The sequence below is a fragment of the Haemophilus sp. SZY H53 genome, assembly GCF_054332375.1.
Genome location: NZ_JBTGNV010000009.1, coordinates 63,468 through 89,920, shown reverse-complemented (window position 1 = coordinate 89,920; position 26,453 = coordinate 63,468). Strand labels below are relative to the sequence as shown.

Annotated in this window: 21 protein-coding genes; 13 read left to right on the top strand and 8 right to left on the bottom strand. The window is 39.9% G+C overall.

Annotation, left to right across the window (positions count from 1 at the left end):
* Positions 1-43: 43 nt before the first annotated feature.
* The 3 genes from ACXVWB_RS09150 to ACXVWB_RS09140 form a co-directional block, all read right to left on the bottom strand.
* Positions 44-1,399, bottom strand: a complete 1,356-nt coding sequence (locus ACXVWB_RS09150; protein WP_289902381.1) for an MFS transporter — start codon at positions 1,397-1,399, stop codon at positions 44-46.
* Between the two features lie 200 nt (positions 1,400-1,599).
* Entirely contained in the window at positions 1,600-2,358 is a 759-nt protein-coding gene (gene udp / locus ACXVWB_RS09145) for a uridine phosphorylase (RefSeq protein ID WP_005759059.1), read from the bottom strand.
* 47 nt (positions 2,359-2,405) lie between these two features.
* Positions 2,406-3,905: a helicase HerA-like C-terminal domain-containing protein gene (locus ACXVWB_RS09140; protein ID WP_128787925.1), complete on the bottom strand. Its 1,500-nt coding sequence runs from the start codon at positions 3,903-3,905 to the stop codon at positions 2,406-2,408.
* Between the two features lie 123 nt (positions 3,906-4,028).
* Between ACXVWB_RS09140 and ACXVWB_RS09135 the strand changes: the two genes are divergently transcribed.
* The 8 genes from ACXVWB_RS09135 (at position 4,029) to ppx (ending at position 14,794) form a co-directional block, all read left to right on the top strand.
* Positions 4,029-4,706: an MOSC domain-containing protein gene (locus ACXVWB_RS09135; RefSeq protein ID WP_289902380.1), complete on the top strand. Its 678-nt coding sequence runs from the start codon at positions 4,029-4,031 to the stop codon at positions 4,704-4,706.
* Positions 4,696-5,169, top strand: coding sequence for a YchJ family protein (locus tag ACXVWB_RS09130; protein WP_289902379.1), 474 nt, complete (start codon positions 4,696-4,698; stop codon positions 5,167-5,169). Before ACXVWB_RS09135 ends, ACXVWB_RS09130 begins: the two co-directional genes overlap by 11 nt.
* Positions 5,169-5,993, top strand: coding sequence for a virulence factor BrkB family protein (locus ACXVWB_RS09125; protein ID WP_289902378.1), 825 nt, complete (start codon positions 5,169-5,171; stop codon positions 5,991-5,993). Before ACXVWB_RS09130 ends, ACXVWB_RS09125 begins: the two co-directional genes overlap by 1 nt.
* Positions 5,990-6,424, top strand: a complete 435-nt coding sequence (gene dtd / locus ACXVWB_RS09120; RefSeq protein ID WP_289902377.1) for a D-aminoacyl-tRNA deacylase — start codon at positions 5,990-5,992, stop codon at positions 6,422-6,424. Before ACXVWB_RS09125 ends, dtd begins: the two co-directional genes overlap by 4 nt.
* On the top strand, positions 6,421-7,476 hold the full coding sequence (gene citC / locus ACXVWB_RS09115; RefSeq protein ID WP_297568684.1) for a [citrate (pro-3S)-lyase] ligase: 1,056 nt from the start codon (positions 6,421-6,423) through the stop codon (positions 7,474-7,476). Before dtd ends, citC begins: the two co-directional genes overlap by 4 nt.
* Before the next feature lie 131 nt (positions 7,477-7,607).
* Complete coding sequence (gene tamA / locus ACXVWB_RS09110; protein ID WP_458485330.1) at positions 7,608-9,344, top strand: autotransporter assembly complex protein TamA; 1,737 nt, start codon at positions 7,608-7,610, stop codon at positions 9,342-9,344.
* A 3-nt stretch (positions 9,345-9,347) separates the two neighbouring features.
* Entirely contained in the window at positions 9,348-13,241 is a 3,894-nt protein-coding gene (gene tamB, locus ACXVWB_RS09105) for an autotransporter assembly complex protein TamB (RefSeq protein WP_458472815.1), read from the top strand.
* An 8-nt stretch (positions 13,242-13,249) separates the two neighbouring features.
* The gene (gene ppx, locus ACXVWB_RS09100) at positions 13,250-14,794 is read left to right on the top strand and encodes an exopolyphosphatase (RefSeq protein ID WP_458472816.1); all 1,545 of its coding nucleotides are present in this window, start codon (positions 13,250-13,252) and stop codon (positions 14,792-14,794) included.
* A gap of 22 nt (positions 14,795-14,816) precedes the next feature.
* Here the strand turns inward: ppx and ACXVWB_RS09095 are convergent, their stop codons facing one another.
* Positions 14,817-15,182: a hypothetical protein gene (locus ACXVWB_RS09095; RefSeq protein ID WP_049355616.1), complete on the bottom strand. Its 366-nt coding sequence runs from the start codon at positions 15,180-15,182 to the stop codon at positions 14,817-14,819.
* Between the two features lie 110 nt (positions 15,183-15,292).
* Between ACXVWB_RS09095 and ACXVWB_RS09090 the strand changes: the two genes are divergently transcribed.
* From ACXVWB_RS09090 to purT, 4 genes are all read left to right on the top strand, one after another.
* Complete coding sequence (locus ACXVWB_RS09090; RefSeq protein ID WP_049355615.1) at positions 15,293-15,892, top strand: beta-phosphoglucomutase family hydrolase; 600 nt, start codon at positions 15,293-15,295, stop codon at positions 15,890-15,892.
* Positions 15,892-16,371: a YqaA family protein gene (locus ACXVWB_RS09085; RefSeq protein WP_128787916.1), complete on the top strand. Its 480-nt coding sequence runs from the start codon at positions 15,892-15,894 to the stop codon at positions 16,369-16,371. The genes ACXVWB_RS09090 and ACXVWB_RS09085 overlap by 1 nt, the downstream gene beginning before the upstream one ends.
* Positions 16,372-16,605: 234 nt before the next feature.
* On the top strand, positions 16,606-17,109 hold the full coding sequence (gene luxS, locus ACXVWB_RS09080) for an S-ribosylhomocysteine lyase (protein WP_049355613.1): 504 nt from the start codon (positions 16,606-16,608) through the stop codon (positions 17,107-17,109).
* Positions 17,110-17,118: 9 nt separating this feature from the next.
* Entirely contained in the window at positions 17,119-18,300 is a 1,182-nt protein-coding gene (gene purT, locus ACXVWB_RS09075) for a formate-dependent phosphoribosylglycinamide formyltransferase (RefSeq protein WP_289902373.1), read from the top strand.
* A 138-nt stretch (positions 18,301-18,438) separates the two neighbouring features.
* Here purT and ACXVWB_RS09070 read toward each other — a convergent pair whose 3' ends face one another.
* The 3 genes from ACXVWB_RS09070 to ACXVWB_RS09060 form a co-directional block, all read right to left on the bottom strand.
* On the bottom strand, positions 18,439-19,923 hold the full coding sequence (locus ACXVWB_RS09070; RefSeq protein WP_458485329.1) for an aldehyde dehydrogenase family protein: 1,485 nt from the start codon (positions 19,921-19,923) through the stop codon (positions 18,439-18,441).
* A 291-nt stretch (positions 19,924-20,214) separates the two neighbouring features.
* Positions 20,215-21,636 (bottom strand): porin family protein, encoded by a 1,422-nt coding sequence (locus ACXVWB_RS09065; protein ID WP_289902371.1) that lies wholly within the window; start codon positions 21,634-21,636, stop codon positions 20,215-20,217.
* A gap of 66 nt (positions 21,637-21,702) precedes the next feature.
* Entirely contained in the window at positions 21,703-23,337 is a 1,635-nt protein-coding gene (locus ACXVWB_RS09060) for a factor H binding protein domain-containing protein (RefSeq protein ID WP_289902370.1), read from the bottom strand.
* 132 nt (positions 23,338-23,469) lie between these two features.
* On the opposite strand from ACXVWB_RS09060, the gene ACXVWB_RS09055 reads away from it, so the two are divergent.
* Positions 23,470-23,886 carry a helix-turn-helix domain-containing protein gene (locus ACXVWB_RS09055; protein WP_126470039.1) on the top strand — a complete coding sequence of 139 codons (417 nt, stop codon included), beginning with the start codon at positions 23,470-23,472 and terminating at the stop codon, positions 23,884-23,886.
* An 89-nt stretch (positions 23,887-23,975) separates the two neighbouring features.
* Here the strand turns inward: ACXVWB_RS09055 and torA are convergent, their stop codons facing one another.
* On the bottom strand, positions 23,976-26,453 hold the full coding sequence (gene torA, locus ACXVWB_RS09050; protein ID WP_289902369.1) for a trimethylamine-N-oxide reductase TorA: 2,478 nt from the start codon (positions 26,451-26,453) through the stop codon (positions 23,976-23,978).

Here is a 26,453-nt window from a genome sequence, read left to right as displayed (position 1 = left end):
ACTCGATAAGAAAGGCGTTTTCAATTAAAACGCCTTTTTTTATTTATTGCATATTAAGAATTTTTTGTAATCCACGGTGAGATAGATAACAGAAAATAAAACACATCACCGCACCACACATGATAGTATAGAATCCACTACTCCAACCAAATTTATCTACAACAAAACCAAACAATGTTGTACCAAATGTAGAACCAACAATATAACTCATAAATCCACGTAACCCTACTGCTGAGCCTAATGCAAAACTAGGAATAACTTCCATTGCTTGTACTGCAACCATAGATTGAGGAATATAGACCAAACACCCAACTATTGCAGAGAATAAAATAATGGCAAAAATGGATTCTGAGTTCATGTAACCGAATACACAGAAGAAAACAATTGTCATACAAATCATTGGTAAATACATAATTTTTCCACGAAAAAATTTATCAATTAACCACCCAGCAATGAGCGTTGATGGAATAGCTGCCCATTCAAAAATCATAAATGCAGCCCCCATATCTGTTTTAGTAAGACCTTTTTCTTTAAGAAGATAAAGTGGAATCCAAGTTAACATACCAAAGCGAACCATATAGGTGAAAATATCAACACCAACGAGATACCAAGAATTAGGATTTTTAACGACAAATTGATAAAAAATTTGGAATGCAGTCATATTTTCTGGTTTTTCAGATAAATGACCTTTTAATTTTGTATTAACCGTTTCTTCGTTATACATTTCCTCAACAGTCGGTAGTCCTTCCTCAGCTGGACGGCGTTTCACAAAAAATAACACAAGAAAAACACCAATTAAGGCAATGATACTCGGTACAACATAAGTCGAGATTTCCCATTGTTCAGAACCGAAATAAGCAAGACTAGCACCTACAATAGGCGCAACAATACCACCACCTAAATTATGTGATACATTCCAAGTTGTACTTGCTCGCCCACGCTGACTACGTGGATACCAATACCCAACGGTAATAATTGAAGGACCAACCCCCATTCCTTGGAATACCCCTAATAAAATGACTAATCCTACGAATAAATAGAAGCTTGTTGAGAACCCCATCATAATATTAATAAGAATACAAAGAAGAAGTCCTAAAGCCATAAAGTAGCGAGGGTTCGCTTTATCTGCCAAGATACTCATTGCACCTTTGCTACACCCGTACGTAATAAGTAAAGATGAGGTGAGCAAACCAATTTGCGTCTTAGAAAGTTCTAGTTTTTCTGCTAAATAGGGGGTGGATAATACGAAGTTATTACGGACTATGTAGTAACACATATAACCAATAAAAACACCGATCAGAGAATGAAGCTGATATTTTAAATATTTACTTTTAATTTCGGTTGAATAATGACTATTCATACCATTCATTCTTGATGAAAGATTTGTTGTACTGCCCATAATGAATCCTTTCTAGTAAACATACGGTTTTGAATTTTAATGAAAAAGGAGAGTAGATTTTGTGATGTACATCACACTTTTGTAGCATTTTGAGAAAAAATTGAATATTGAGATAAAATTTTTTTCAGAATCAAGCAGAATTCACTTGTTTTTATATGATGAAAAAATAAAGGCGTTTTTATTAAAACGCCTTTTACATATTACGCTAACAATTTTCTTGCTGCTTCCACCACGACAGATACTGCTTTGTCTTCCGTATCTTTCATGGTCGCTTCATTTGGAATTTCTTGTTGTGTACGATTCACAATCACACCTGCCACCATACCTGCTCGTAAGCCAAGGGCATTACACATCGTAAATAATGTGGCTGACTCCATCTCATAGTTCATCACATTGAGATCTTGCCATTGTTTTAACAAGCCTTGGTAATCACGATATACTTTACCACTGTAGGTATCATAACGTTCTTGACCTGGATAGAAAGTATCTGAAGAGGCTGTAATTCCTACAAATGGCTCAATACCTTTTTCTTTAGCCGCATTGAAAAGTGCCGTGGTACATTCAAAATTTGCCACTGCTGGATATTCAATTGGCGCAAAGTGACAGCTTGCACCATCAAGGCGGACTGCACCCGTTGTAACAAGAACATCACCTACATTAATATGTGGTTGAATTGCACCTGTTGTACCAATACGTAAGAATGTACGCACGCCAAGCTGAGCTAGCTCTTCCACACAGATAGATGTAGAAGGGCCACCAATACCGGTTGAACATACGACTACCGGTTGACCATTTAGATAGCCTAACCAAGACGTGTATTCACGTGTACTTGCAAGAAACTCAGGATTATCAAGTTTTTTAGCAATACGTTCACTACGTGCAGGATCGCCCGGTACAATAGCTAATGTAGCGCCTTTCAACTGTGCTTTAGTCAGGTTTAAGTGAAATACATCAGACATAATCATCTCCTTTATTATTCTTGCCGCAAAGTGCGGCCAACTTATCGTTATTTTTTCAATGCCCCTAAGATACCACGCATAATTTGTTTAGTCACTTCATTACGAATATTGCGACCAACTGATTTTGCCACGCTATTCACCATTTGTTCTGTCGGAGAAAGTTTATCCCCGCGTTTTTGTGTTCCAAAAATCATACGACTTAGTCTACCCAATAAACCGCTTTCTTCCTCTTGCTGCGCTTGCTCGGCTTGTTTTTGTTGTACTGCCGCTAAATCCGCTTGCGCATTTAATACTTCGAAAGCGGATTCGTTATCCACGTAATCTTTGTAGAAGGCATAAAGCTCATCGTCTTTCACCCACGCCGCTCGCTCTTCTTCAGTAATCGGTGCAAGTTGGCTTTTCGGTGGGTAAACATACGCCACTTCAACTGGCGTTGGCATGCCTTTTTCATCTAAGAATGAAATTAATGCTTGACCCACTCCTAAAGTGGAAATGGTTTCCACCACATTAACAGCTGGATTTGAACGGAACGTTTCTGCTGCAGATTTCACTGCTTTTTGATCACGTGGTGTAAAAGCACGTAATGCGTGTTGTACACGGTTACCTAATTGGCCTAACACGGTATCCGGTAAATCTAATGGATTTTGGGTTACAAAATAAATCCCTACTCCTTTAGAACGGATCAACCGAACCACTTGTTCCACTTTGTCCACCAACACACTCGGTGCGCCATCAAAGAGTAAATGCGCTTCATCGAAGAACATCACAAATTTTGGTTTCTCTGGATCGCCAACTTCCGGTAATTGTTCAAATAATTCAGACATCAACCAAAGTAAGAATGCACTATACATTCTTGGGGAATTAATTAATTTTTCAGAATTTAAAACATTGATCACGCCACGGCCATAACGGGTTTGTAACCAATCTTCGAGATTTAATGCCGGCTCACCAAAAAGATTGGTCGCCCCTTCATTTTCAAGGGTCAGTAAAGCACGTTGAATCGCGCCCACACTCGCAGCTGATACGTTGCCATATTCTACTTGGAACGATTTGGCGTTCTCTGCCACGAATTTAAGCATTGCACGCAAGTCTTTCAGATCGATGAGTAGCAAGCCTTTATCATCTGCCACACGGAATACGAGGTTTAATAAGCCTTCTTGGGTTGCGTTTAAATTCAATAAACGGGAAAGCAGTAATGGTCCCATTTCAGAAATCGTGGTACGAAGTGGGATGCCTGTTTCACCGAATACATCCCAAAATGACACAGGATAGCCATTTAAATAACTCTCACCACCTAAATTAAATTGTTCAATACGCTCTGCCACTTTGCCACTGAATGTGCCCGCTTTTACTAAACCAGACAAATCGCCTTTTACATCGACTAAAAAAACCGGTACGCCATCATCACTGAACGCTTCTGCCATTTTACGTAATGTCACGGTTTTCCCCGTCCCTGTCGCCCCAGCGATCAAGCCATGGCGGTTTGCCATTTTTGCAGTAATACCAAAGGTTTGACCTTGTTCGGTACGTGCGAGAGAATATTGCATAAAGATTCCTTTGTTTTGTTGGTTTTATTTAGGAGGAATGATAAGTAAAAAACGAAGTGTGGTCAAAATTTAAGTGATTTTACGGTATAATTCCTCAAAACTAACTCAAAGCAGGAAAAATAGATGGCAAACGCAAAAATTCTTATTATTAAAACAGGATTAATAGAAACCTTAACGTTCCCTGATGGTAGCTCATATGAAAGTGCCATCCGTAAAAAACCGGTATCGATGGTAAAAGTGCACACACTGGGTGCAGAAGGTAACGATGTGGGTTTAAAGGCGCATCACGGTGGTGTTGATAAAGCCTTGTTTTTTATGTCTGATGTCTCTTTCCCTACTTTAAACGAGCTACTTGGTGAAAAGTTTGATTTTCACGGTAGTGCGATTTACGGTGAAAACTTTGTGGTATCAGACTTACATGAAGATAATGTTTGTGTAGGCGATCGTTACAAAATTGGCTCCACGCTGTTAGAAGTGTCTCAACCACGTAAACCTTGCGAACGTTTATCTCATAATACCAAAAATGAGAATACAAGAGAGGTTATCCGTCAGTCAGGCTGGACAGGTTGGTATGTTCGCGTGATCGAAGAAGGGGAAATTCATCAAGGCGATGAACTTATTTTGCAACATCGTCCTTATCCCGAATGGACAATTCGTCGTTTAAACACGCTACTTTCTGCCCCTTCAAGTGTGGCAGAGTTTGAAGAGGCCTTAGCTATTGAGGAATTAGCACCAGCGTTTAAACGTTCTGTTAACTCACAATTACGTAATTTACAGCAGGCGGCCGAAAATGTCGGCTAAAACGACCGCACTTTGCCCGTGCCAATCTTCGCTTTCTTATGAAAATTGCTGCGGACGCTTTCATTCAGGCAATATGTTTCCAGAAACAGCGGAACAACTCATGCGTTCCCGCTATTCAGCGTTTGTGCTCAAAAACATTCCTTATATTGTGCAAACTACTGTGCCAAGCCAACAACCGTTATTAGATGAAAAAGCCCTGCAAGATTGGGCTGATGAAACACAATGGCTCGGTTTAGATATTGTCAAAACAGAAACCTTAACCAAAACCCAAAGTGCGGTTGAATTTAAGGCTCATTTTCAAGGTAGCGAACAGCCGCAAGTACATCACGAACATTCTCTTTTTGTAAAAATCGAGGGCCGTTGGTATTTTATTGATCCGACAGTTCCACTTCCGAGTAATAAACAGCCTTGTATCTGTGGCTCGGGAAAGAAATTTAAACATTGTTGCGGAGATTTACTCTAATGACACTCACATCTTTTCTCACCCTATTTTGGCAACGTTCTCAAGAAAACAAATTAACGCAAGCTGCCGGTTCACTCACCTACAGCACCATGCTCGCCATCGTGCCATTAATTATGGTGGTGTTTTCGATTTTCTCCGCCTTTCCCGTCTTTAATGAGGTAACGGGGGCATTGAAAGAATTTATCTTCACCAATTTTGCCCCTTCCGCAAGTGATGTTGTTGGGCAATATATTGATGAATTCGTCTATAACTCCAAGCGAATGAGCGCCGTGGGGATTGTGAGTTTGATTTTAGTGGCATTAATGCTGATTAACTCTATCGACCGCACACTTAATGGCATTTGGCAAGATACCAGTAATCGCCCAATTTTTACTTCATTTGCTATTTATTGGCTCATTTTAACGCTCGGTCCACTTTTAATCGGTACCAGCATTGCCGCAAGTTCCTACGTCAAAGCCATGTTTGAGCAATCCGAATCGCTTTCTTTTGGCTTAAAACTCCTCAGCTTTGTGCCATTTCTTTCTACTTGGTTTATTTTCACACTCATTTATATGGTCGTGCCAAATAAGAAAGTGAGCATCAAACACTCCGCAGCAGGCGCATTAATTGCCGCGGTTTTCTTTACCTTAGGGAAACAAGCTTTTACTTGGTACATCACCACTTTCCCCTCCTATCAATTAATTTATGGCGCCATGGCAACACTACCAATTATGTTATTGTGGATTCAAATCAGCTGGACAGTGGTGTTATTCGGCGCACAATTAGCTGCAGTACTTGCTGAAGAGCGGTCAATGAATCAAACAAATTTAGAGGAAGTAAAATGATTGCATTAATTCAGCGTGTTACCCAGGCTAAAGTGGAAGTTGAAGGTCAAATTGTGGGGCAAATCGGCAAAGGATTATTGGTTTTATTGGGCGTAGAAAAAGAAGATGACCAAGCCAAAGCGGATAAACTCGCTGAGAAAGTCTTAAATTACCGTATTTTCAGCGATGAAAATGACAAAATGAATTTAAACGTGCAGCAAATCGGTGGCGAAGTGCTTGTAGTATCACAATTTACTTTAGCTGCAGACACGCAAAAAGGCTTACGACCAAGTTTCTCAAAAGGCGCATCACCTGCGTTAGCTAACGAATTGTATGGCTATTTTTCGCAAAAATGTGCAGAAAAAATCACTGTTGCCAACGGACAATTTGCCGCTGATATGCAAGTAAGCCTCACCAATGATGGTCCCGTTACTTTTTGGTTAAACATATGAACTATAGTATTGGAAAAATCTTGCCAACGGATACCGCAAGCCTTTCGGCCATTGATCAGCTATTAATTGATGAAGGTATTCGTCGAGATAGACACTTAGATTATACTTGTGCCATGTTTGATGATGAAATGAACATTATCGCCACTGGCAGCTGCTATAACAATACTCTCCGCTGCCTTACTGTTTCTCATGAGCATCAAGGTGAAGGGTTGATGAACCAAATCGTAACCCACTTAATCAATATACAAATGGAACAAGGTAATAATCACCTTTTCCTTTATACCAAATATTGTTCGGCAAAGTTTTTTTCTAGTCTTGGATTTCAAGAGATTGTGCGCATCCCAAATCAAATTGTTTTTATGGAAAATAAGCGGAATGGTTTTCAACATTATCTCACCAAACTACAAAGTGCCGTAAAAAAAACACAAAGTTTATCGCCTAAAATAGCAGCACTTGTCATGAACTGTAATCCTTTTACTTTAGGACATCAATATCTTATTGAAAAAGCAGCGGCTGAAAATGATTTAGTCCACCTCTTTATGCTAAGCGAAGATTGCAGTTTTTTTCCTTACGAGGTACGCAAAAAATTAATTCAAGCGGGAATAGCTCATTTATCGAATGTCGTTTTACATGACAGTGATTCCTATATTATAAGTCAAGCTACTTTCCCAAGCTATTTTCAAAAGGATGAAGATGCGGTTATTCAAAGCCACGTTGCTATTGATTTACAAATCTTCACTCGCATTGCCGCAACACTTGGCATTCAACGTCGCTACGTGGGAGATGAACCTTTTAGCCATGTCACACAAATTTATAACCAAGCCATGCAGCAAAAACTGCCTGAGCATGGCATAGAATGTATTATTGTTAATCGCAAAACAATAGATGGGCGAGCAATTAGTGCCTCTAATGTACGTCAAGCTATTCAACAAAAAAATTGGAGTCTCATTAAATCCCTCGTGCCACAAAGCACATTTGATTTTTTAATGAGCGACAAAGCAACGCCCATCATTAAGAAAATTCAACAATCCAAAGAAGTTACACATTATTGAATCTTAATACTGTAAATAGTATCACGCCTAAAATTCTTTTATCGTTCACAATTGCATTGGTAATCCTGTTATTTTATCGGTAAACTAAGGCATCTATTTAAAATTTTATTAATAGTTTAGCTGCCAGTAGAATGAAAAAAATATCATTAAAAATCACCGTACTTTTGTTTGGATGGATAAGCTTTTCAGCATTCGCCGAACAAACCGTGGATATTGAGATCCGCGGAATCAAGGGTGAACGTGCCATTCGTAATACGGATATGAATGTCAAACTCATTGATAAAGATGAAATGGATGGCTCAGATCGTTATAAACAATTAGTTTCAGATGCTGTCGATAAAGGGCTTCGAGTCTTTGGTTATTATGGTTCTTCCGTGACCTTTGAATTGAAAAAACGCAAAGGTCAGCGAGATCTGCTCATTGCTAATATCACTCCAGGTGAGCCAAGCAAAATTGCTGGAACAGACGTTGAAATTACAGGTGAAGCCGCAGAAGACGAAAACTTCACAGCACTCCGTAAAAACTTACCCAAAAAAGGCGAATTAGTTGAGCATCAAAAATACAATGCTTATAAAAGCAGCATATCAAACCTTGCCCTTGCTCGCGGTTATCTTGATGGAAAATTCCAAATTTCTCGCTTAGAAATTAGCCCTGAAACCCATGAAGCATGGTGGCGTATGCTATTTGATAGTGGTGTACGTTATCATTACGGCAACATCACATTCAACCATTCCCAAATTCGCGAAGACTATTTGCAAAATATGCTCAACATTAAATCGGGCGATCCTTATTTAGTCAGCGATTTATCTGAATTAACTAACGATTTTTCTTCTACCAACTGGTTTAGCTCAGTGCTTTTACAGCCTCATGTCCGCGAAGAAGAAAAATTAGTGGATATCGAACTTTTACTTTATCCACGCAAGAAAAATGCGGTGGAATTGGGTGTAGGTTTTGCCACGGATACAGGTCCTCACGTCCAAGTCGGTTGGACAAAACCTTGGATGAATAGCCGAGGTCATAGTTTACGAACAAATCTGTACGTCTCTGCACCAAAGCAAAACTTTGAAGCCACTTATAAAATACCATTGTTGAAAAATCCATTACACCATTACTATGAGTTTTCAACAGGTTATGAAAGAGAAAATAAAAACGATACAGATACGAAAGCATTTACCTTAGCGGCACTACGTTACTGGAATAACCGTAAAAACTGGCAATATTTTGCGGGTCTTCGTGTCCGTTACGACAGCTTTACACAAGCAGACTTTACTGATAAAACCTTTTTGTTTTATCCAACGGGAGGCTTTAGTCGCACCCGTTTAAAAGGTGGGCAATTTCCAACTTGGGGTGATTCCCAAAAAATTACGGTGGATTTAGGTAATCGAGCATGGATGTCTGATATTAATTTCTTTAAAGTGCAAGCCTCTACAGCATGGATTAGAACCTACGCAGATAATCATCGCTTCATTACACGTGCCGAGATCGGCTATTTAAATACAGCAGATATTCGTCAAATTCCACCAGCATTACGCTTCTTTGCGGGGGGAGATCGTAGCGTGCGAGGCTATGGTTATAAGAAAATTTCACCTAGAAATCACGATGGAAAATTAGTGGGAGGATCACATCTGTTAGCGGGTAGCCTTGAATATCAATATCAGGTTTACCCTAATTGGTGGAGTGCGGTATTTGCCGATTCTGGCTTAGCAGCTAACTCTTATAAAGCAACCGAATTACGCCACGGTGCAGGTGTTGGTGTACGTTGGGCATCGCCAGTAGGAGCGATTAAGTTTGATATCGCCACACCAATTCGAGATAAAGATAACAGCAAAAATATTCAATTTTATATCGGCTTAGGGGCTGAAATTTAGGGTATGACTATGTCTGAACAAGAAAAACAACCAGATAACCAAACGACACAACCCATTAAAAAGAAAAAGACCTGCCGTAAAATTTTATGTGTCGGAAGTGCGGTCATTTTTGTCCCGGTTTTAGGCTTGGTCACAGCACTTTCTTTTGATAGTGGACAACGTGCACTTATTCAGCTTGCGGATAAAATGCTCGATAGCTTATCTATTGAACAAGTCAGTGGTGGGTTACAAAATGGTTTGGTCTTAGAGAATTTACGTTTTCAAACAACCGGCGTAGATGTGTCTCTCCCTAAAGCGCGCTTACAACTGAATTTAGCTCGTTTACTGTCGGGAGATATTATTGTTGATGATCTCAGCTTAACGCAGCCGAAAATTGCCATTGATACCAGTGTTATGCCGCCTTCCGAAGAGAAAGAAACAGAAAGTGGTCCAATGGAAAAAATCCATTTACCGGTTTCTGTACAAGTGAAAAATGTGGCGATTACTGACTTTGATATGAAACTCGATCAAAGTAATATTAACTTTTCGTCATTTCAAAGTGCTGTCAGTTTAAACAATGAATCTGGCCTTACCCTTGAGCCTACCACGATTTCAGATGTGCTTTTTTCAACGGTCACCCAAACTCAAGCAAATCCCCCTCAGCCTGAGAAAAAAGAACCGGCTAAACCCGTTGATTGGGCTCAAATTGAGCAAAAACTCACTCCCGCTTTTTTAGGTAATTTAAATGCGGTGAACTTGCCTTTTGATATGCACATTCCAAGTGTTTTGGGTACAAACTGGCAATATCAATCACTCGATGAAAAAGGCGAAGAAACCCAAAAAATCACTGTGCCTAAAGTAGAATTGCAAGCGGATGCCACCGATCATTTAGTGAAATTACAAAAGCTTGAAATTGATAGCTCTCTCGGTACACTTTCTAGCCAAGGGCAACTCCAGCTCAATGAGGATTTTCCAGTTGATCTCACATTAAAATCTGATCTCCAAGCATTTAAATCAAAAGACAAAACCATTCTACCTGCTAGCAAAGTTGATCTCAATGTATCGGGTTCATTGAAAAAAACAACCGCACTTTCATTAACCACACAAGGCGTACTTGATGCGACCTTAACCGGTAATGTGAAACTGGCTGAAGATAAAATGCCATTAAATCTGCAGTTAAAAGCGAAAAAAGGTCAATACGCTTTTGCAGATAGCCTCGCACCGCTCAAAATTAACGATGTTGATATCAACCTTTCCGGTGACTTATTGAATTATCACCTTAAAACGCGTGGAGAAATAGAAGGATTGAATCATATTCCTCCTACAAAAATTGACTTAAATGCAGATGGTAAGCTGTATGAAATCAAAATTAACGAACTAAATTTAAATAATCCTGAAGGTTCGGCTCATTTTTCAGGTTCATCAAACTGGCAAGATCGGGTGCAATGGGATATTTCTGCCAATTTTCAGGAAATGAATCTTAAGCCTTATGTTCCAGATATCCCAGCAGTATTATCAGGGAAAATTCATTCACAAGGTCACATTGGGGTGGCCAATTGGAAAGTAGAAGTACCTACTGTAGATTTAGTTGGTCGTCTTTCTTCTCGACCATTGAGCTTGAAAGGTCGTCTCTTGTTGAGTGATGACGCTTTACTGAATATTCCAAATTTACAATTAAACTATGGTAATAATCACCTCACAGCTAAAGGTATATTGGGTGAAGAATCTGATTTAAACTTGGATATCAATGCACCTGATTTACGTGGTCTATGGCAAGATTTAGCGGGTTCTGTCGTTGGCAAAGCCCAGATTTTAGGTAAGCTTACGGCACCAACCATTAATACCGATTTAACGGCGCAAGGCTTACATTTCCAAGGGTTAGACTTATCCAAAGTCTTAATTAAAGGTCATGTTGTGAGTGAACCGCAAGTGAAAGGTGAACTTAACGTCAAAGCGGAAAACTTCCGCTATGGCGACGGCATTAAATTACATCGTATTGATTTGAATCTCTCGGGAGATGAACAACATCATACCCTTACCTTAAAATCAAAAGGTGAGCCTGTAGCAGCCGATTTACAAATCACCGGCAATTTTGACCGCACTTCTCAGCAATGGAAGGGAAATTTAAGCCAGGTACATTTAAACTCACCCATCGGCGATTTTAAAGTGAATAAAACTATTCCGGTGACCTATGACAACAAAAAAATCCAAGCCACCATTGGTTCACATTGTTGGGTTAACCAAGATTTAGATTTGTGTTTTCCACAACAATTTACGGCAGGGAAAAACGGCGAAGTCCCTTTTGAGCTTAAACGCATTAATTTAGATGTAGTGAATAGATTAATGGGACAAAACATGCTCAAAGGTCAATTACAAAGCCGAGGTAAAGTGGCGTGGTTCAGTGATAAACCGTTACAACTAAATGTAGCAGTAGAAGGTAATAACATTGGTGTGGCGCAAAAATTAGACTACCGCACCTTTAAGCTGGATATTCCTAAATTAAGCATGAATGCCGATATTCAAAATAACAATTTAACCCTGAAATCAAACATTAATATTCAAAATCAAGGTCGAATCGGTACAGACTTAAAAATTAATGATTTAAGTAAAGGTCGACAATTAGGCGGCACCTTTACTATTGAAGGTTTACGTTTATCTTTAGCGAATCAACTTCTCTCTAGCGGTGAAAGCATGGATGGTGAAGTGGTTTCTCGCTTAAGTTTCGGTGGCAATTTAGAAAAACCATTATTAAACGGTAATTTCGATATTCGTCATGTCAAAACAAAACTGAAAAGCCTGCCTTTTGATGTAACTGATGGTCAAGTGGCAATCCGCTTTAATGGTACGTCTTCAACTTTAAATGGCCATGTTCAAACACCAGATAGCAAACTCAATATTAATGGACAAGCTAACTGGGCGCACATGAATAACTGGACGGCAGAAGTCAGAGCGCAAGCGGATAATTTCAAAGTTGATATTCCATCCATGGCGAAATTAAAAGTCAGCCCAAATGTGGTTGTCAAAGCGTCACCAAAACTCTTAGATTTAAGCGGAAACGTGGATATTCCATGGGCAAGAATTGCTATCGAAAGCTTACCGGACAATGCTGAACCGGTGAGTGAAGACGAAGTCATTTTAAATGGCCCAAGAAAAAGTAAAGAAGAACTCATTAATCGCCAATTTGCTTCAGAAACCAAATCCGGTATGCAAATTCAATCTGATTTAAAAATTAAAATCGGTGATGATGTGCATTTAGATGCCTATGGTTTAAAAACGAATTTGGATGGTTTACTTTCGGTGAAACAGGATAAAGGCAAATTAGGATTATTCGGTCAAATTAACCTGAAAAATGGTCGTTATGCTTCTTTTGGACAGGATTTATTAATTCGTAAAGGACAAATCAGCTTCGCCGGTTTACCTTCACAACCGATGTTGAATATTGAAGCGATTCGTAACCCTGAGGCTATGGAAGACAGTAAAGTGACCGCGGGGGTAAAAGTGATTGGTATGGCATCTAGCCCACAAGTCACGATTTTCTCTGATCCGGCTAAATCTCAAGACCAAGCACTTTCATATTTATTAACCGGCCATTCATTAGAAAACAGTGGTGAAGCAGGTGCCAGTGTCGGTGCAGCATTACTTGGCTTAGGTTTAGCGAAAAGTGGTAAAGTAGTCGGCGGTATTGGTGAAGCCTTTGGTATTCAAGACTTAAACTTAGGCACTGCCGGTGTTGGGGATAGCTCCAAAGTACAAGTTAGTGGTAATATTGGTAAACGCTTACAAGTGAAATACGGTGTAGGATTGTTTGATGGTTTAGCCGAAGTGACCTTGCGTTACCGCTTAATGCCACAACTTTATTTCCAATCAATAACCAGCACAAACCAAGTTTTTGATTTATTGTATCAATTTGAATTTTAGGAAAGGACATGCATAACGACAAGCAACTGGCTCAACTCGTAGAACCTCATCACCGAGGTGAGGCCAGGGAGATTGCCGCCATTGATTTAGGCTCAAACAGCTTCCACATGATTGTGGCACGCATTATCAATGGTTCGATTCAGGTGCTTTCTCGTTTAAAACAAAAAGTGAGGCTCGCCGATGGCTTAGACGAGCACAATGTATTAAGCCAAGAAGCCATTGAGCGTGGTGTAAATTGCCTTGCACTTTTTGCTGAACGCTTACAAGGCTTTGCACCAGAAGATGTGAATGTCGTCGGAACTTATACCTTACGAAGAGCGGTCAATAATGATGAATTTTTACGCCAGGCTGCCACTGTCTTTCCCTATCCCATTAATATCATCAGCGGTCAAACTGAAGCTAAAACTATTTATGCGGGTGTTTGCCACACTCAACCCGAAAACGGACGTAAACTGGTCATTGATATTGGTGGTGGCTCGACCGAAATGATCATCGGTGATGATTTCACCCCCTTAGTGGCGGAAAGTCGTCACATGGGCTGTGTGAGCTTTGCCAAAAAATTCTTTCTGAATGGAGAAATTTCAAAAGAAAACTTCGAGCAAGCTCGTCAAAGTGCGGTCAATAAAATTGAAGATTTAAGCTGGGAATACCGCAAACTTGGGTGGCAATCTGTACTCGGCTCATCTGGCACGATCAAAACCGTGTACCAAGTGATTACTGCAACCCTTGATCCAAACGGTATCATCACCGCTGAACGCTTACAAAATTTAATTGAACAAACCTTACAAGCTTCCCATTTTGAAGAGCTCAATATTGCGGGACTAAACTCTGATCGTGTGGATATCTTTGTGCCAGGCTTGGCCATTTTAAGTGCTGTTTTTGACGTTTTTAGCTTAGAAAATATGCGCTACTCTGACGGTGCTTTGCGAGAAGGAGTGATTTACAGCTTAGAAAAAAACTTCCAAGTTTCAGATATCCGTACGCGTACCGCATTAGGACTTGCCGAACAATTTAACTTAGATTTAGCGCAAGCCGATCGCGTAGCAAATAGTGCAAAAACCTTAATTAACCAATACACCCATTGGCAAAAACCGTATCTTGCTGATGAAATGAAAAATCTACTGATTTGGGCAGCACGCTTATTAGAAGTCGGTATTGTCATTAATCATCGCAATGTACAAAAACATTCCGCTTATATTCTGCAAAATATGGAATTACCCGGTTTTGATCGTGAGCAGCAACGCTTATTGGTGAATTTAGTTCGTTATCATACGGGTGCATTTAAAAAGAATGATTTACCAATTTTTGCTCGTTATGCAGATGAAGATGTCCTTGTTTTACTGCTTCTTTTACGTATTTCGGTGATTTTAAATAAATCCCGCCAAGCGACAGATAGCACGGATAAAATTAATCTTAGAATTGACCGCTCTTTACAAACTTGCGAACTGACCTTTGAGAAACATTATCTGGATAACAATCCGTTAGTATGGAATGAATTGCGCTTAGAAAGCAATTTACTCAAAGATTTAGAACTCAGTTTGATTTTTAACTGATAGAATAAGGGCTTTCATGCCCTTATTTTTTATCTTGCTCCAGCAGCAAGCTATAAATATTGGCGAGATAATAGCTCTGTTCGGCTTCAGGGATGTCTTGCGGAATAAAAGAAAGCAAATCGAGGTGAATTTCCAAAACATCAGGGAAAATAACCGCACTTTGCATTTCATCATAAAAGGATTGATGGAGCGGAGAAACGCAACCGCCTCGTTTTAAGCGAGCAAGGCTGTTGGCAATATGCAATAAGAGTGTGATGACTGTCGGAATGGACACATCAATGCGCCAATGATGCTCTAGGCGACTTTGCAAAGTCAGAATAATATCAATAACGTCCTGATCAATCTGACCGCGAATTTTCCAACGGGTTAATTGTTTGAGTAACGACATAACATTCCTTTTTAAGATAGGATAACTTTACCGCTATTTCATAAAATTACCAGTGCACAGATCACAAAATTGAAATAAAGTGAAAAATTTACGAACTAGGAAAGCAATAAATGATAGATAACAGACTTTTTGAAAAATATGATGGCTTGATTTTTGATATGGATGGCACCTTAATCGACACCATGCCAGTGCATGCACGCGCATGGAACCTAGTAGGGGAACAATTCGGTTATCGTTTTAACAGCCAAATTATGTATGATTTAGGTGGCGCAACCGTGAGCACTATCGCCTCAGCCATTATGCAAGATGCCGGTATGTCACAAGAACGTTTAAATGAAGTTATACAAGCAAAACGCAAACTTTCTTATGAATTGATTCCAACAGAATCAAAATTACTCCCAACTTTTGACGTGGTGCGTCATTACTATCAACAAAAACCAATTGCGCTCGGGTCAGGTTCAAACCGCAGACTGATTGATATGTTGATACAAAAATTAGATATCGAACGTTACTTTAACGCCATTGTCAGCGCTGACGATGTGAAAGAGCACAAACCCCACCCTGAAACCTTTTTACGCTGTGCAGAACTGGCAAAAGCTGAACCGTCACGCTGCATCGTCTTTGAAGATGCCGATCTTGGTGTAAAAGCAGGATTAAGTGCAGGCATGGATGTTTTTGACGTCAGAACATGCGAGATTATTAAAGCCTAATGTGGGACATTTTTTCTTTCAGCTTTTTGACTAATTTTTGGCAAACCTATGGACTATGTCTGATGTTTTTCAGTGCATTCTTAAGTGCCACCATACTGCCAGGCAATTCTGAAATTGTTTTTGTTACCCTTGCTGTACCAAAAGTATTGGTTAATTCATTATTAAGTGCAGATATTTTTTGGCTTGTTTTTCTAGCAACCACAGGCAACGCATTAGGTAGCTTTACCACTTACTGGATTGGTCGATGGTTTCCAAAAATTAATAGCAAAAATGACCGCACTTTGTGGATAATAAACAAAATACAACGTTATGGCGCCATCACTTTATTATTAAGTTGGCTGCCTATTATCGGGGATGTGTTTTGTGCGGTAGCCGGTTGGCTTCGTTTAAATTGGCTAAGTTGTTTGATTTTTATGACGATTGGAAAAGCACTGCGTTATATTGCCCTACTCTTTTTCAGTTTACCTTTCGTGTCATAGCCGTGAATAGCCTTTGTACATAACCTGGTTGTGGGCTAGAATAACGACGAATTGATATTCAACAGATAAAAAAACGCCCCTTATCAAGTAAGGGGCAAATAACCTAAGGAACCAATTTTATTAAAACAACTGCAAGTTGCTTGTTTTATAAGACCGACGCTAAAAAGAAAAGTTCAAAGAATTTGTAAAAACATATAAAAAATTTACAAACTAATGATTTAAAAGGAAATAAATATGCCATTACTCGACAGTTTTAAAGTGGATCACACCCGTATGAACGCACCTGCCGTGCGAGTTGCCAAAACGATGCGTACCCCAAAGGGCGATGACATCACTGTTTTCGATCTTCGTTTTTGCATTCCAAACAAAGAAATTCTCCTACCAAAAGGGATTCACACCCTTGAACATTTATTTGCGGGCTTCATGCGAGACCATTTAAACAATGACAATGTAGAAATCATCGATATTTCCCCAATGGGCTGTCGCACAGGTTTTTACATGTCATTAATTGGTACACCAAACGAGCGACAAGTGGCTGATGCATGGTTAGCTTCCATGAAAGATATTTTAACCGTGCAAGATCAAAACCAAATTCCTGAATTAAATGAATACCAATGCGGAACTTACACTGAGCATTCTTTAGAAGAAGCACATGAAATTGCTAAAAATGTGATTTCTCGCGGTGTGGGGATTAATAAAAATGACGATTTAGCACTCGATGAATCTTTCTTAAAATAAGGACACAACATGACAACCCTAGGTACAGCATTAACCCCAAATGCTATTAAAGTGATGATGCTTGGCTCTGGTGAACTAGGCAAAGAGGTGGTAATTGAATTACAACGTTTAGGCGTAGAAGTAATTGCCGTCGATCGTTATGAAAACGCCCCAGCACAACAAGTGGCACATCGTGCTTATACGATTTCCATGCTAGATGGTGCAGCACTCAAAGCCTTAGTGGAAAAAGAGCGCCCAGATTACATTGTGCCGGAAGTAGAAGCCATCGCGACTGATACGCTGATTGAATTAGAAAAAGCGGGTTTTAATGTTGTGCCTACCGCCAAAGCCACCAAGCTGACGATGAATCGCGAAGGCATTCGCCGTTTAGCCGCTGAAGAGCTTAAATTGCCAACCTCTCCTTATCAATTTGTCGATAACTTTGATGACTTCCAAAGTGCGGTTGAAAAAATCGGTATTCCTTGCGTAGTGAAACCGATTATGTCCTCTTCTGGCCACGGTCAAAGTATTTTAAAATCCAAAGACGACTTACAAAAAGCGTGGGATTACGCTCAACAAGGTGGTCGAGCAGGTGCAGGACGCGTGATTGTAGAAGGGTTTGTTAAATTTGATTATGAAATCACTTTACTCACCGTTCGCCACATCAACGGCACCAGCTTCTTAGCACCAATCGGCCATCACCAAGAAGATGGCGACTATCGAGAATCTTGGCAACCACAAGTCATGTCTGATGCAGCCTTGAAAAAAGCACAAGACGTAGCAGAGAAAATTACCACCGCATTAGGTGGTCGTGGCATTTTCGGCGTGGAAATGTTTGTGTGTGGTGATGAGGTTATCTTCAATGAAGTCTCCCCTCGCCCACATGATACCGGTATGGTCACGCTAATTTCTCAAGAATTATCCGAGTTCGCCTTACATGCCCGTGCGATTTTAGGCTTACCTATTCCAGAAATCACTCTTATTAGCCCATCGGCTTCAAAAGCCATTGTGGTGGAAGGTCAATCGAAAAACGTACAATTTGGCAATATCACCGAAGTATTAGCTGAACCAAACACCAATATTCGTATTTTTGGCAAAGGCGAAGTCAATGGCCATCGCCGTTTAGGTGTATTACTCGCTCGTGATATTTTCGTAGAAAAAGCATTAGAAAAAGTAGAACGAGCTTACGCGAAGTTGGATGTGAAATTATAAGGTTTACTTAGCATAAGTATCTTTGAAAATACAAAAGTGCGGTTAATTTTTGAGAGGCTTTAAAACTCTTTAATAATTGACCGCACTTTTGAGATACAAATCAAAGTGCGGTCGTTTTTTAGGTTAGAAAGTGAATGATTAATACATACCTTCACGCTCTTCACGTGTGCTGATGAAGATATTTTTCACCTGTGTATAAGCGTCAAGCATCATTTTATGGGTTTCACGACCTATACCAGAGGTTTTATAACCACCGAAAGGAGCTCCAGCTGGTAAACGGTTATAACAGTTCACCCAAACACGACCGGTTTCAAGTGCTCGTGCAACTCGTAGCGCACGGTTAATGTTATATGTCCACACCGCACCACCTAGGCCATAATCACTGTCATTTGCCATTTTAATTACATCTGCTTCATCCTTGAATTTGATTACTACCGCAACCGGACCAAAAATTTCTTCTTGTGCCACGCGTTTTTTGTTATCAGGCGCTAAAATTAAGGTTGGTTGGAAAAATTCGCCTCGAGCCAATGCCGGGTCGATTGATTTACCTCCACCAACGACGATTTGACACCCTTCTTCTTTAGCAATATCAACATACTTGCTAATAACCTTAACTTGATTTCCGTTTACTTGCGCCCCCATTTGCGTGTCATCTTCCCAAGGTAAGCCGACTTTAACTTTCTTAAATTCTTCTTTTAGTGCCGCGATAAATTTATCGTAAACGCTTTCTTGTACGAAAATACGTGAACCGGCACAACACACTTGCCCTTGGTTGAAGAGAATTCCTTTTTGTGCGCCCTCCAATGCTTTATCAAATGGCATATCGTCAAAGAAAATATTGGCTGATTTACCACCCAATTCCAAGGTGGATGGAATCAACATTTCAGCAGCAGCCACACCAATTTTTCTACCGATTTCGGTGGAACCGGTGAATGCCAGTTTGTTAAATCCAGTATGGTGCAACATGTATTCGCCAGATTTAGAACCCTTACCAGTGATAACATTGAAGACACCTTTCGGTAATAAATGATTAATTTTTTGAGCTAAGGAAAGTAAGCTCAATGAAGTAGTGGAAGATGGGTGAATCACGACAGTACAACCTGCTGCCAATGCCGGTGCTATTTTCCATGCAGCCATTAAGAACGGAAAGTTCCATGGAATAATTTGACCAACAACGCCAATAGGCTCGCGTAAAATCAACGACAAATCTTCGCTATCCAGTTGGTTTGCGACACCTTCTTCGGCGCGAATAACACTGGCAAAATAACGGAAATGATCTGATGCCAACGGAATATCTGCTGCGCGTGTTTCGCGAATCGGTTTACCGTTATCCAACGTTTCTTGTAAAGCGAATAATTCGGTATTTTCGTCAATAATATCTGCAATTTTATTCAAAATTGTAGCTCGTTCCGTTGCGCTGGTATTTTTCCAGGTTTTAAAGGCCTCTTTCGCAGCATTCACTGCAGCATCGACATCTGCATCCGTAGCGTCAATAAAGGTGGCTAAGGCTTCACCATTTGCAGGGTTATATGCTGTTAAGGTATTACCCTCAGAGCCATTTGTCCATTCGCCATTGATCAATAAACCATAGTGTTTATCAAAGACATTAAGATCTTTTGTCATCTGTTTTCTCCTTTTTCTACATGATGAATCAAAGTGATACCTTCTCTTTTTACATCGTCAGGTCTCTACTATTTCGTCCCAAAAAAAGGACAGTGGTTCAATTTGAGCACAAGACAAGACTTAAAACTGTGAGATAGATCACATTTTAGCGGTGATGAGGAAAGGTAGAAAAAATTGATTTGATAGATAGACAAAGCGAAGTGAAGAGAAAATACCTTGAAAAGAGACCGCACTTTGAAGGCGAAAATCAAAGTGCGGCTATGTTTTATATTTTATTTTGGGTAACTTCCTTTAGAAATTACGTTCGACAGACACAAACCACTCGCCACTTGTGCGCGAATAAAATTCCGGGATATTACTGTCAATTTTACGGTAACGATAATTTAATTTAGGTATAAAACCTTTCCATTGCAGTTTGTTATGCCATAGCGAAATGTTAAAACCGTATTCTTTATCTTGTCGTTTTTTCATTGGGAAATAGAAATTTTCTGCACGAAAATAACGTTTCACATAGCGCAGGCTTAAACGGGTAGCAAAATCCTTAATTTGCCAGACGGTGCCGATATTGACACCTCGACGAAGTGAGGACTCTGCTTTGTCTTTGCTGCGATCCATACTGCCTTCAATCCCGCCGAAAAGTAACCAATTCGGTTTCGCTTGATAACTTAATGCGAATGTTGCGCCGTTAATATAGCCGTTATGACGGCGTGCAACATTGACATCCGCATAGCGTTTTTGCGTGTGGGAAAGCGTGCCGGAGAACGACCAAAGTGCGGTCAATTCACGGCGTAAATCTGCGGTAATGCCATAATTTTGACTATAACGTGGTGCGCCTAACCAATTTTGCTCAAAAAACGGCGTCAATCCTAAAGATTGTAAGGCGGAACGATGACGATAGCCCAATGCGGCGTAAAGTGATTTTTCGCTATAATCTTGATTATCCCAGTAATGCACGCCGCCAAAACGGCTGTTTAATGTCACAAAATGATTGCCGGCGACATTGATTTCACGGCTTAACCCAAGTCCGTAACGAAAACCATGCGCTTTTTGTGGCAAAGATTCTTTGTCTTTTTTAAAGCGCAATTTACCTAACAAAATATCTTGTTGAGATGACGCGTTATTTACGTTGTCGGTTTGGGTATATTGCCATTCTATGTCGGCTTTCCAGTCTTGGCGTTCTTTCATTGCCTCTAAATAACGTTTGGCGAATTGTTGCATAGGTGGAGATAAATCCGGTTTAGCTCGCTCAAGTACTGCCTTGGCTTGGCGGTATTGTTTATTTTCAAACAACATTACGCCTAAATCGAAACGCGGATAGGCAAGTTCCGGTTTTTCATCAACAATTTGCCGATAAAGACGAATTGCTTGCTTATGGTTGCGCTCCGCACGCAACATCGCCCCTAGGGCATAACGATATAGCGTGACATCGTGCTGAGGTTGCGATTGATAAAGCGGCAACGTTTGTTTCAATATCCCCCATTGTTGTTTTACCACACTATAATTGATCAGTTTTTCCAGTTTAGTTTGGGTATTGTCATTGGATTCAAATGTCATCGGTCTTGAAAGTGCGGTAGATTTTTCCGGCGTTTTTATCTGCGGATCTTCCGTTTTTGGCACGATATTCTTTTCAAAGAAAATAGGCTGTGGTGCTTGGAAGGTTTCAGCTTGAGTAGCTAAGGGAAATAGAATGATAAAATAGGGAAGTTTTTTCATAGTCGATTAGAAAGTAATGCCGTTTAAACCGAGGTTCAAACGGCATTTTTATATTAAAGGAAAAGTTTATTTTTGGATCTCTCCACGTGTACCGCCGAAGCCGATAGCGATATTATCGCTACTAGAATAATGGAGATTACGTTCACCGTTTCTAGGCACAACTTTAAATAATTCTTTTACCTCTTGATCATCATAAGAGACATTTTCTTTACCAAATTCGGCTACACCTGCAATTTCTTCAGCATTTTTTCCGTAAAATAGCAGTAAATATTCCCCTTTCATGTTTGTCCATTTATCAGAAGTCATATCAGAAGATATGCCTTTACCCCAATCTTTGCCGTAGATTTCGGCTAAATTACCTTCATGTAAAGTTAGATTACCTAAACCGTCTAAACCGGTAATATTTCCCTCACCTTTTTTATTGGCAAAATCTACATTATATGTAAGCATTCCTTCTCTATCTTTAGTGAAAGCAGTCCCGATATAAGTCGCTTTACCTTCATTAGGTATATCTTTGGTATTCACTCCATTTAGATAATTGCGTTGTATAGAAACGCTATATGTTTCTCTATTGTACATCGGATCATTAAGGTTTTTATAGTCTTCATATTTACCAACAACAATAGAATATTTTTGATTATAAACATCTATATATGATGTTTGTTTGGATGATTCTTCTCCTCGAACGTTTGAAGATGTAGTTTCTTGTGGGTCATATTTTCGAGTAAATCCTTCAGGTGTTTTATACGCCTCTCTAATGATATTGCGTTTTGCATCTAAAATTGCTGATTGCTCTTTTTCTATTAATAAATTATCTAAATTTTCCAATGCTTTAGTTCGCTCATTTTCAATATTACTATTAGCAAAATTCTGCGCTTCCCAATCATCTAACCCTTTTTCTTTCGCAAGATTAATTAATTCATCGATTTTGGTTTTACGTTTATCTTTCTCAGCAATGTAATTATTGAGATCTTGGACCGCACTTTCTTTATCTGTATAGTTTTTACCGTAGGCAAAATTACGTGCTTCCCACTCCTCTAAACCTTTTTGCTTTGCAAGGGCGGTTAATTCATTGATTAAATTTTCTCTTTCTGTACGTTTATCATTAAGTAATGTTCTTGCTTCATTTAATGTTTTGTCTTTATTTGCGTTTACAAAATTGCGAACTTCATCTTCGGATAAGCTATAGCTTCTTGCTAAACGTTTAAGCGCTATAATTTTGTGAACTTCAACGAGCTGTTCAGTTACAAATGATTTGCTGTTATTTTTGAAATTATCTGCAAATTCGCTAGAATCAACAGTATTTAAACCGTTATGTAATGCAAATTGAAATACTTCATCACGAGTAAGCATTTTTTCTAAGGAGAGTTTTTCATCTAATGCTTTTTGTGCTGCTGCAAGTTCTTCTTGTGCTTTTTGTAAACCTGCTTTTGCTTTATTTAAATCTTGCGCAGAAAGCTGCTCGGCTTGTTTAAGTTTATCTTCTGCCGTTTGCTTTTCATTTTGCGCTTGAGAAAGTTGCGTTTTTAAACGATCGAGTTCAGCCTGTTGCGTGTTAGCTTGATTTTGTGTTGTTTGGTTGTTTTGAATTTCGTTATTGGGCGTAGTTGGGGGGTTATCGCTGTTTCCGCCACCGCTGCTGCCACAGCCGGTTAACGCCAGTAAAAGTGCGGTTGCAATTGAAAGATTTTTGAGTTTCATACGGGATTCCTTAAATTATTTAGGGATTAAAAAGCAAAAGAATTATAATTTTTCGCTAATTTGTGTACAATTAACCAACAATTACAGAAGGTTACCGAGTTGCGGTAGCTATTTGCACTGCGAGAGTAGAATATGAAAATTAATGAAAAAATTCGTCAATTACGTGAACAACACCAATTATCTCAAGAAAATATGGCGGATAAATTAGGCATGTCGGTGACCGGTTATGCCAAAATTGAACGAGGTGAAGTGCGTTCAAATCTGCCACGTTTGGAGCAAATTTCTGAAGTGTTTGATATGGATATTTGCGAACTGCTTTCTTATGGGGAAACTGAAAAAGTTTATTTTAATAATTCAGTCACAGAATCAACAAATTCAAATAATTCAAATAATTTCTTATTCGCTGTTGGTAATGATAATTTAGAAAAAGCCATTCAACAATTGCAATTAATTATTTCTCATAAAGACGAGCTATTGGCACAAAAAGATAAAATTATTCTAGGCTTAGAGCGGGAAATTGCTTTGCTGAGAAATATGCACAAAGCATAGTAACGAGCTGACAATAACAAGAAAAAACAACTAAAAAGAAGACCGCACTTTGATCCTATCAATCAAAGTACGGTCGTTTTTTATTGGTTTTACACAGCCTGTTTAGGTTGTTTGAATACCGTCACTTCAGGTGCTTTACCGGTAAATTTTTCAACCTGAACAATACAGGTATTGGGTGAGTTACCTTGTGCAAGTTTTGATGTGCCTTCATCGCGTGTTAATACATTCGGGCAACCATTTTTACACAAAGGTTTTTCACTTTCACCTAAATCCATTGGGTCATACCATGCACCTTCATGAAGAGCGACAGTACCTTTGATGATATTTTCTGTCACAACCGCACCTGCAAGCACTTGGCCGCGTTTGCTGTGAATGCGTACGATGTCACCGTCTTTAATACCGCGAGCAGCCGCATCTTCAGGATGAATCATTACCGGTTCCCGATCATTGACCGCATATTTTTGGCGTAATGAGGTATGCGCCAATTGGCTGTGTAAACGGTAGTATGGGTGTGGCGTCACTAAGGCGAGCGGATAATCTTGCGTCACGTTGCCGGCAAATTCTTCCGGTTCCATCCAGCTTGCATGCCCTTTACAGTCGTCATAGTTCATTTTGGCGATGACATCAGAATAAATTTCGATTTTACCTGATGGTGTACCAAGCGGATTGAGCAACGGATCTTCACGGAATTCACCATAACGTACCCATTTCTTCGCGGCTTCTCCCGCTTCAAAGCTTAACGGTTTATTTTCTGCCCAGAATTTATCAAAACGAGGCATTGCAACACGGTTTGCACGTGCGGCAGTAAAGGCTGCATTGTAGAATTCTTCCAGCCATTCCATTTCAGTTTTACCTTCGGTGTATTGTTCTTCCACACCTGCTCGTTTTGCGAGTTCAACGAAAATATCATAGTCATTTTTCGCTTCAAATTGTGGCGGAACCACTTGTTTCATCGGGTAAATGCTCATCATGGAGTAGTCGCCTGCCATGGTTAAGTCATTACGTTCATAACTGGTAGTTGCCGGCAAGACAATATCTGCCATGCGCGCAGTTGGCGTCCAGTTTACCTCATTCACAATCACCACATCTGGTTGTTGGAAGGCCTTCACTAAGGTATTGGTATCTTGATGGTGAACAAATGGGTTACCGCCTGCCCAATACACCGCTTTGATATCAGGGTAAGTAATTTCAGTACCGTTATAGTGAATTTTTTTGCCAGGATTGAGCAACACATCTGAAATACGCGCCAATGGGAAAGCAGATTTAGAGGTATCATCCAACCATGTTTTTGCACCCGCTTTGCCTGCTGGACTTGCGGTAATAGAGCCGATAATACCCCCTGTCGCCGTTGGCACCCCACCATTTGAATAGTGATAACTCAAACCAAATCCACCACCTGGCAAGCCAATTTGTCCTAACATAGACGCTAGAGTGACTAACATCCAGTGGGTTTGTTCACCATGGCGTTGGCGTTGCATACCCCAACCACCCATTAACATGGTACGTTTACTAGAAAAATCTGCTGCAAGCTGTTTAATCGTTTCTGCCGGTACACCACAAATTTTTGACGCCCATTCTGCTGTTTTTGGTTGGCCATCAGTTTTACCTAATAAATATTCCTCGAATTTAGCATAACCCGACGTGTATTTTTTCAAGAAATCTTTATCATGCTTACCTTGTTCAACTAAAGTATGCGCAATACCAAGCATTAACGGCACATCCGTTGCTGTATTCACCGGAATCCATTCTGCGTTCAGCATTTGGCAAGTTTCGCTTTTTTGTGGGTCGATACAAATAATGCGTTTTCCACTCGCTTGGAATTTTTTGAAATATTCAATCCCTTTTTGGTCGGTAGACATCCAAGCAATACGCATGGTTGTGAGTGGGTTTGCAGACCAAAGCACAATAATATCGCTGTTTTCTAACACAGATTCCCAGCTGGTTTGTTGTTCATAGACCTCAATAGTACCAAGCACATGCGGCATGATGACTTGCGCAGCACCCGTAGAGTAGTCCCCTTTATGCCCCACAAAACCACCGGTAGCATTCATGTAGCGCTGTAATAACGTACGAGAAGCATGTAATGAACCACAACTAAACCAACCATAAGAACCGGCAAAAATACCTGTTGGCCCATGTTCGTCACGAACACGTTTAAGTTGATTGTGTACTAAATCTAACGCTTCATCCCAAGAAACTCGCACCCATTCATCACGACCACGCATTGCGGTATCACTTTTTCCTGGGTTAGCTAAAAAGCCTTTACGCACCATTGGATATTTCACGCGAGTTTCGCTGTATAGCTGATCAGCAACAACTGTTTGTAATTCGTTTGGTACAGCAGGTTCAATGGCAGGGCCAGATTTCACAACTTTACCATCTTCCACAACCACACCAAGCGGTCCCCAGTGAGCCGCAGTAACTACTGTTTTTATTTCAGCTTCTTTTGCGACCGCACTTTTTGATACAACGCCCACCATACCACCAGAAAGGGCACTACCTGCCACGCCTAAAGATGTTTTTTTCAGAAAATCACGACGTTGTTCATTTACGTTATTCTTTTTCAT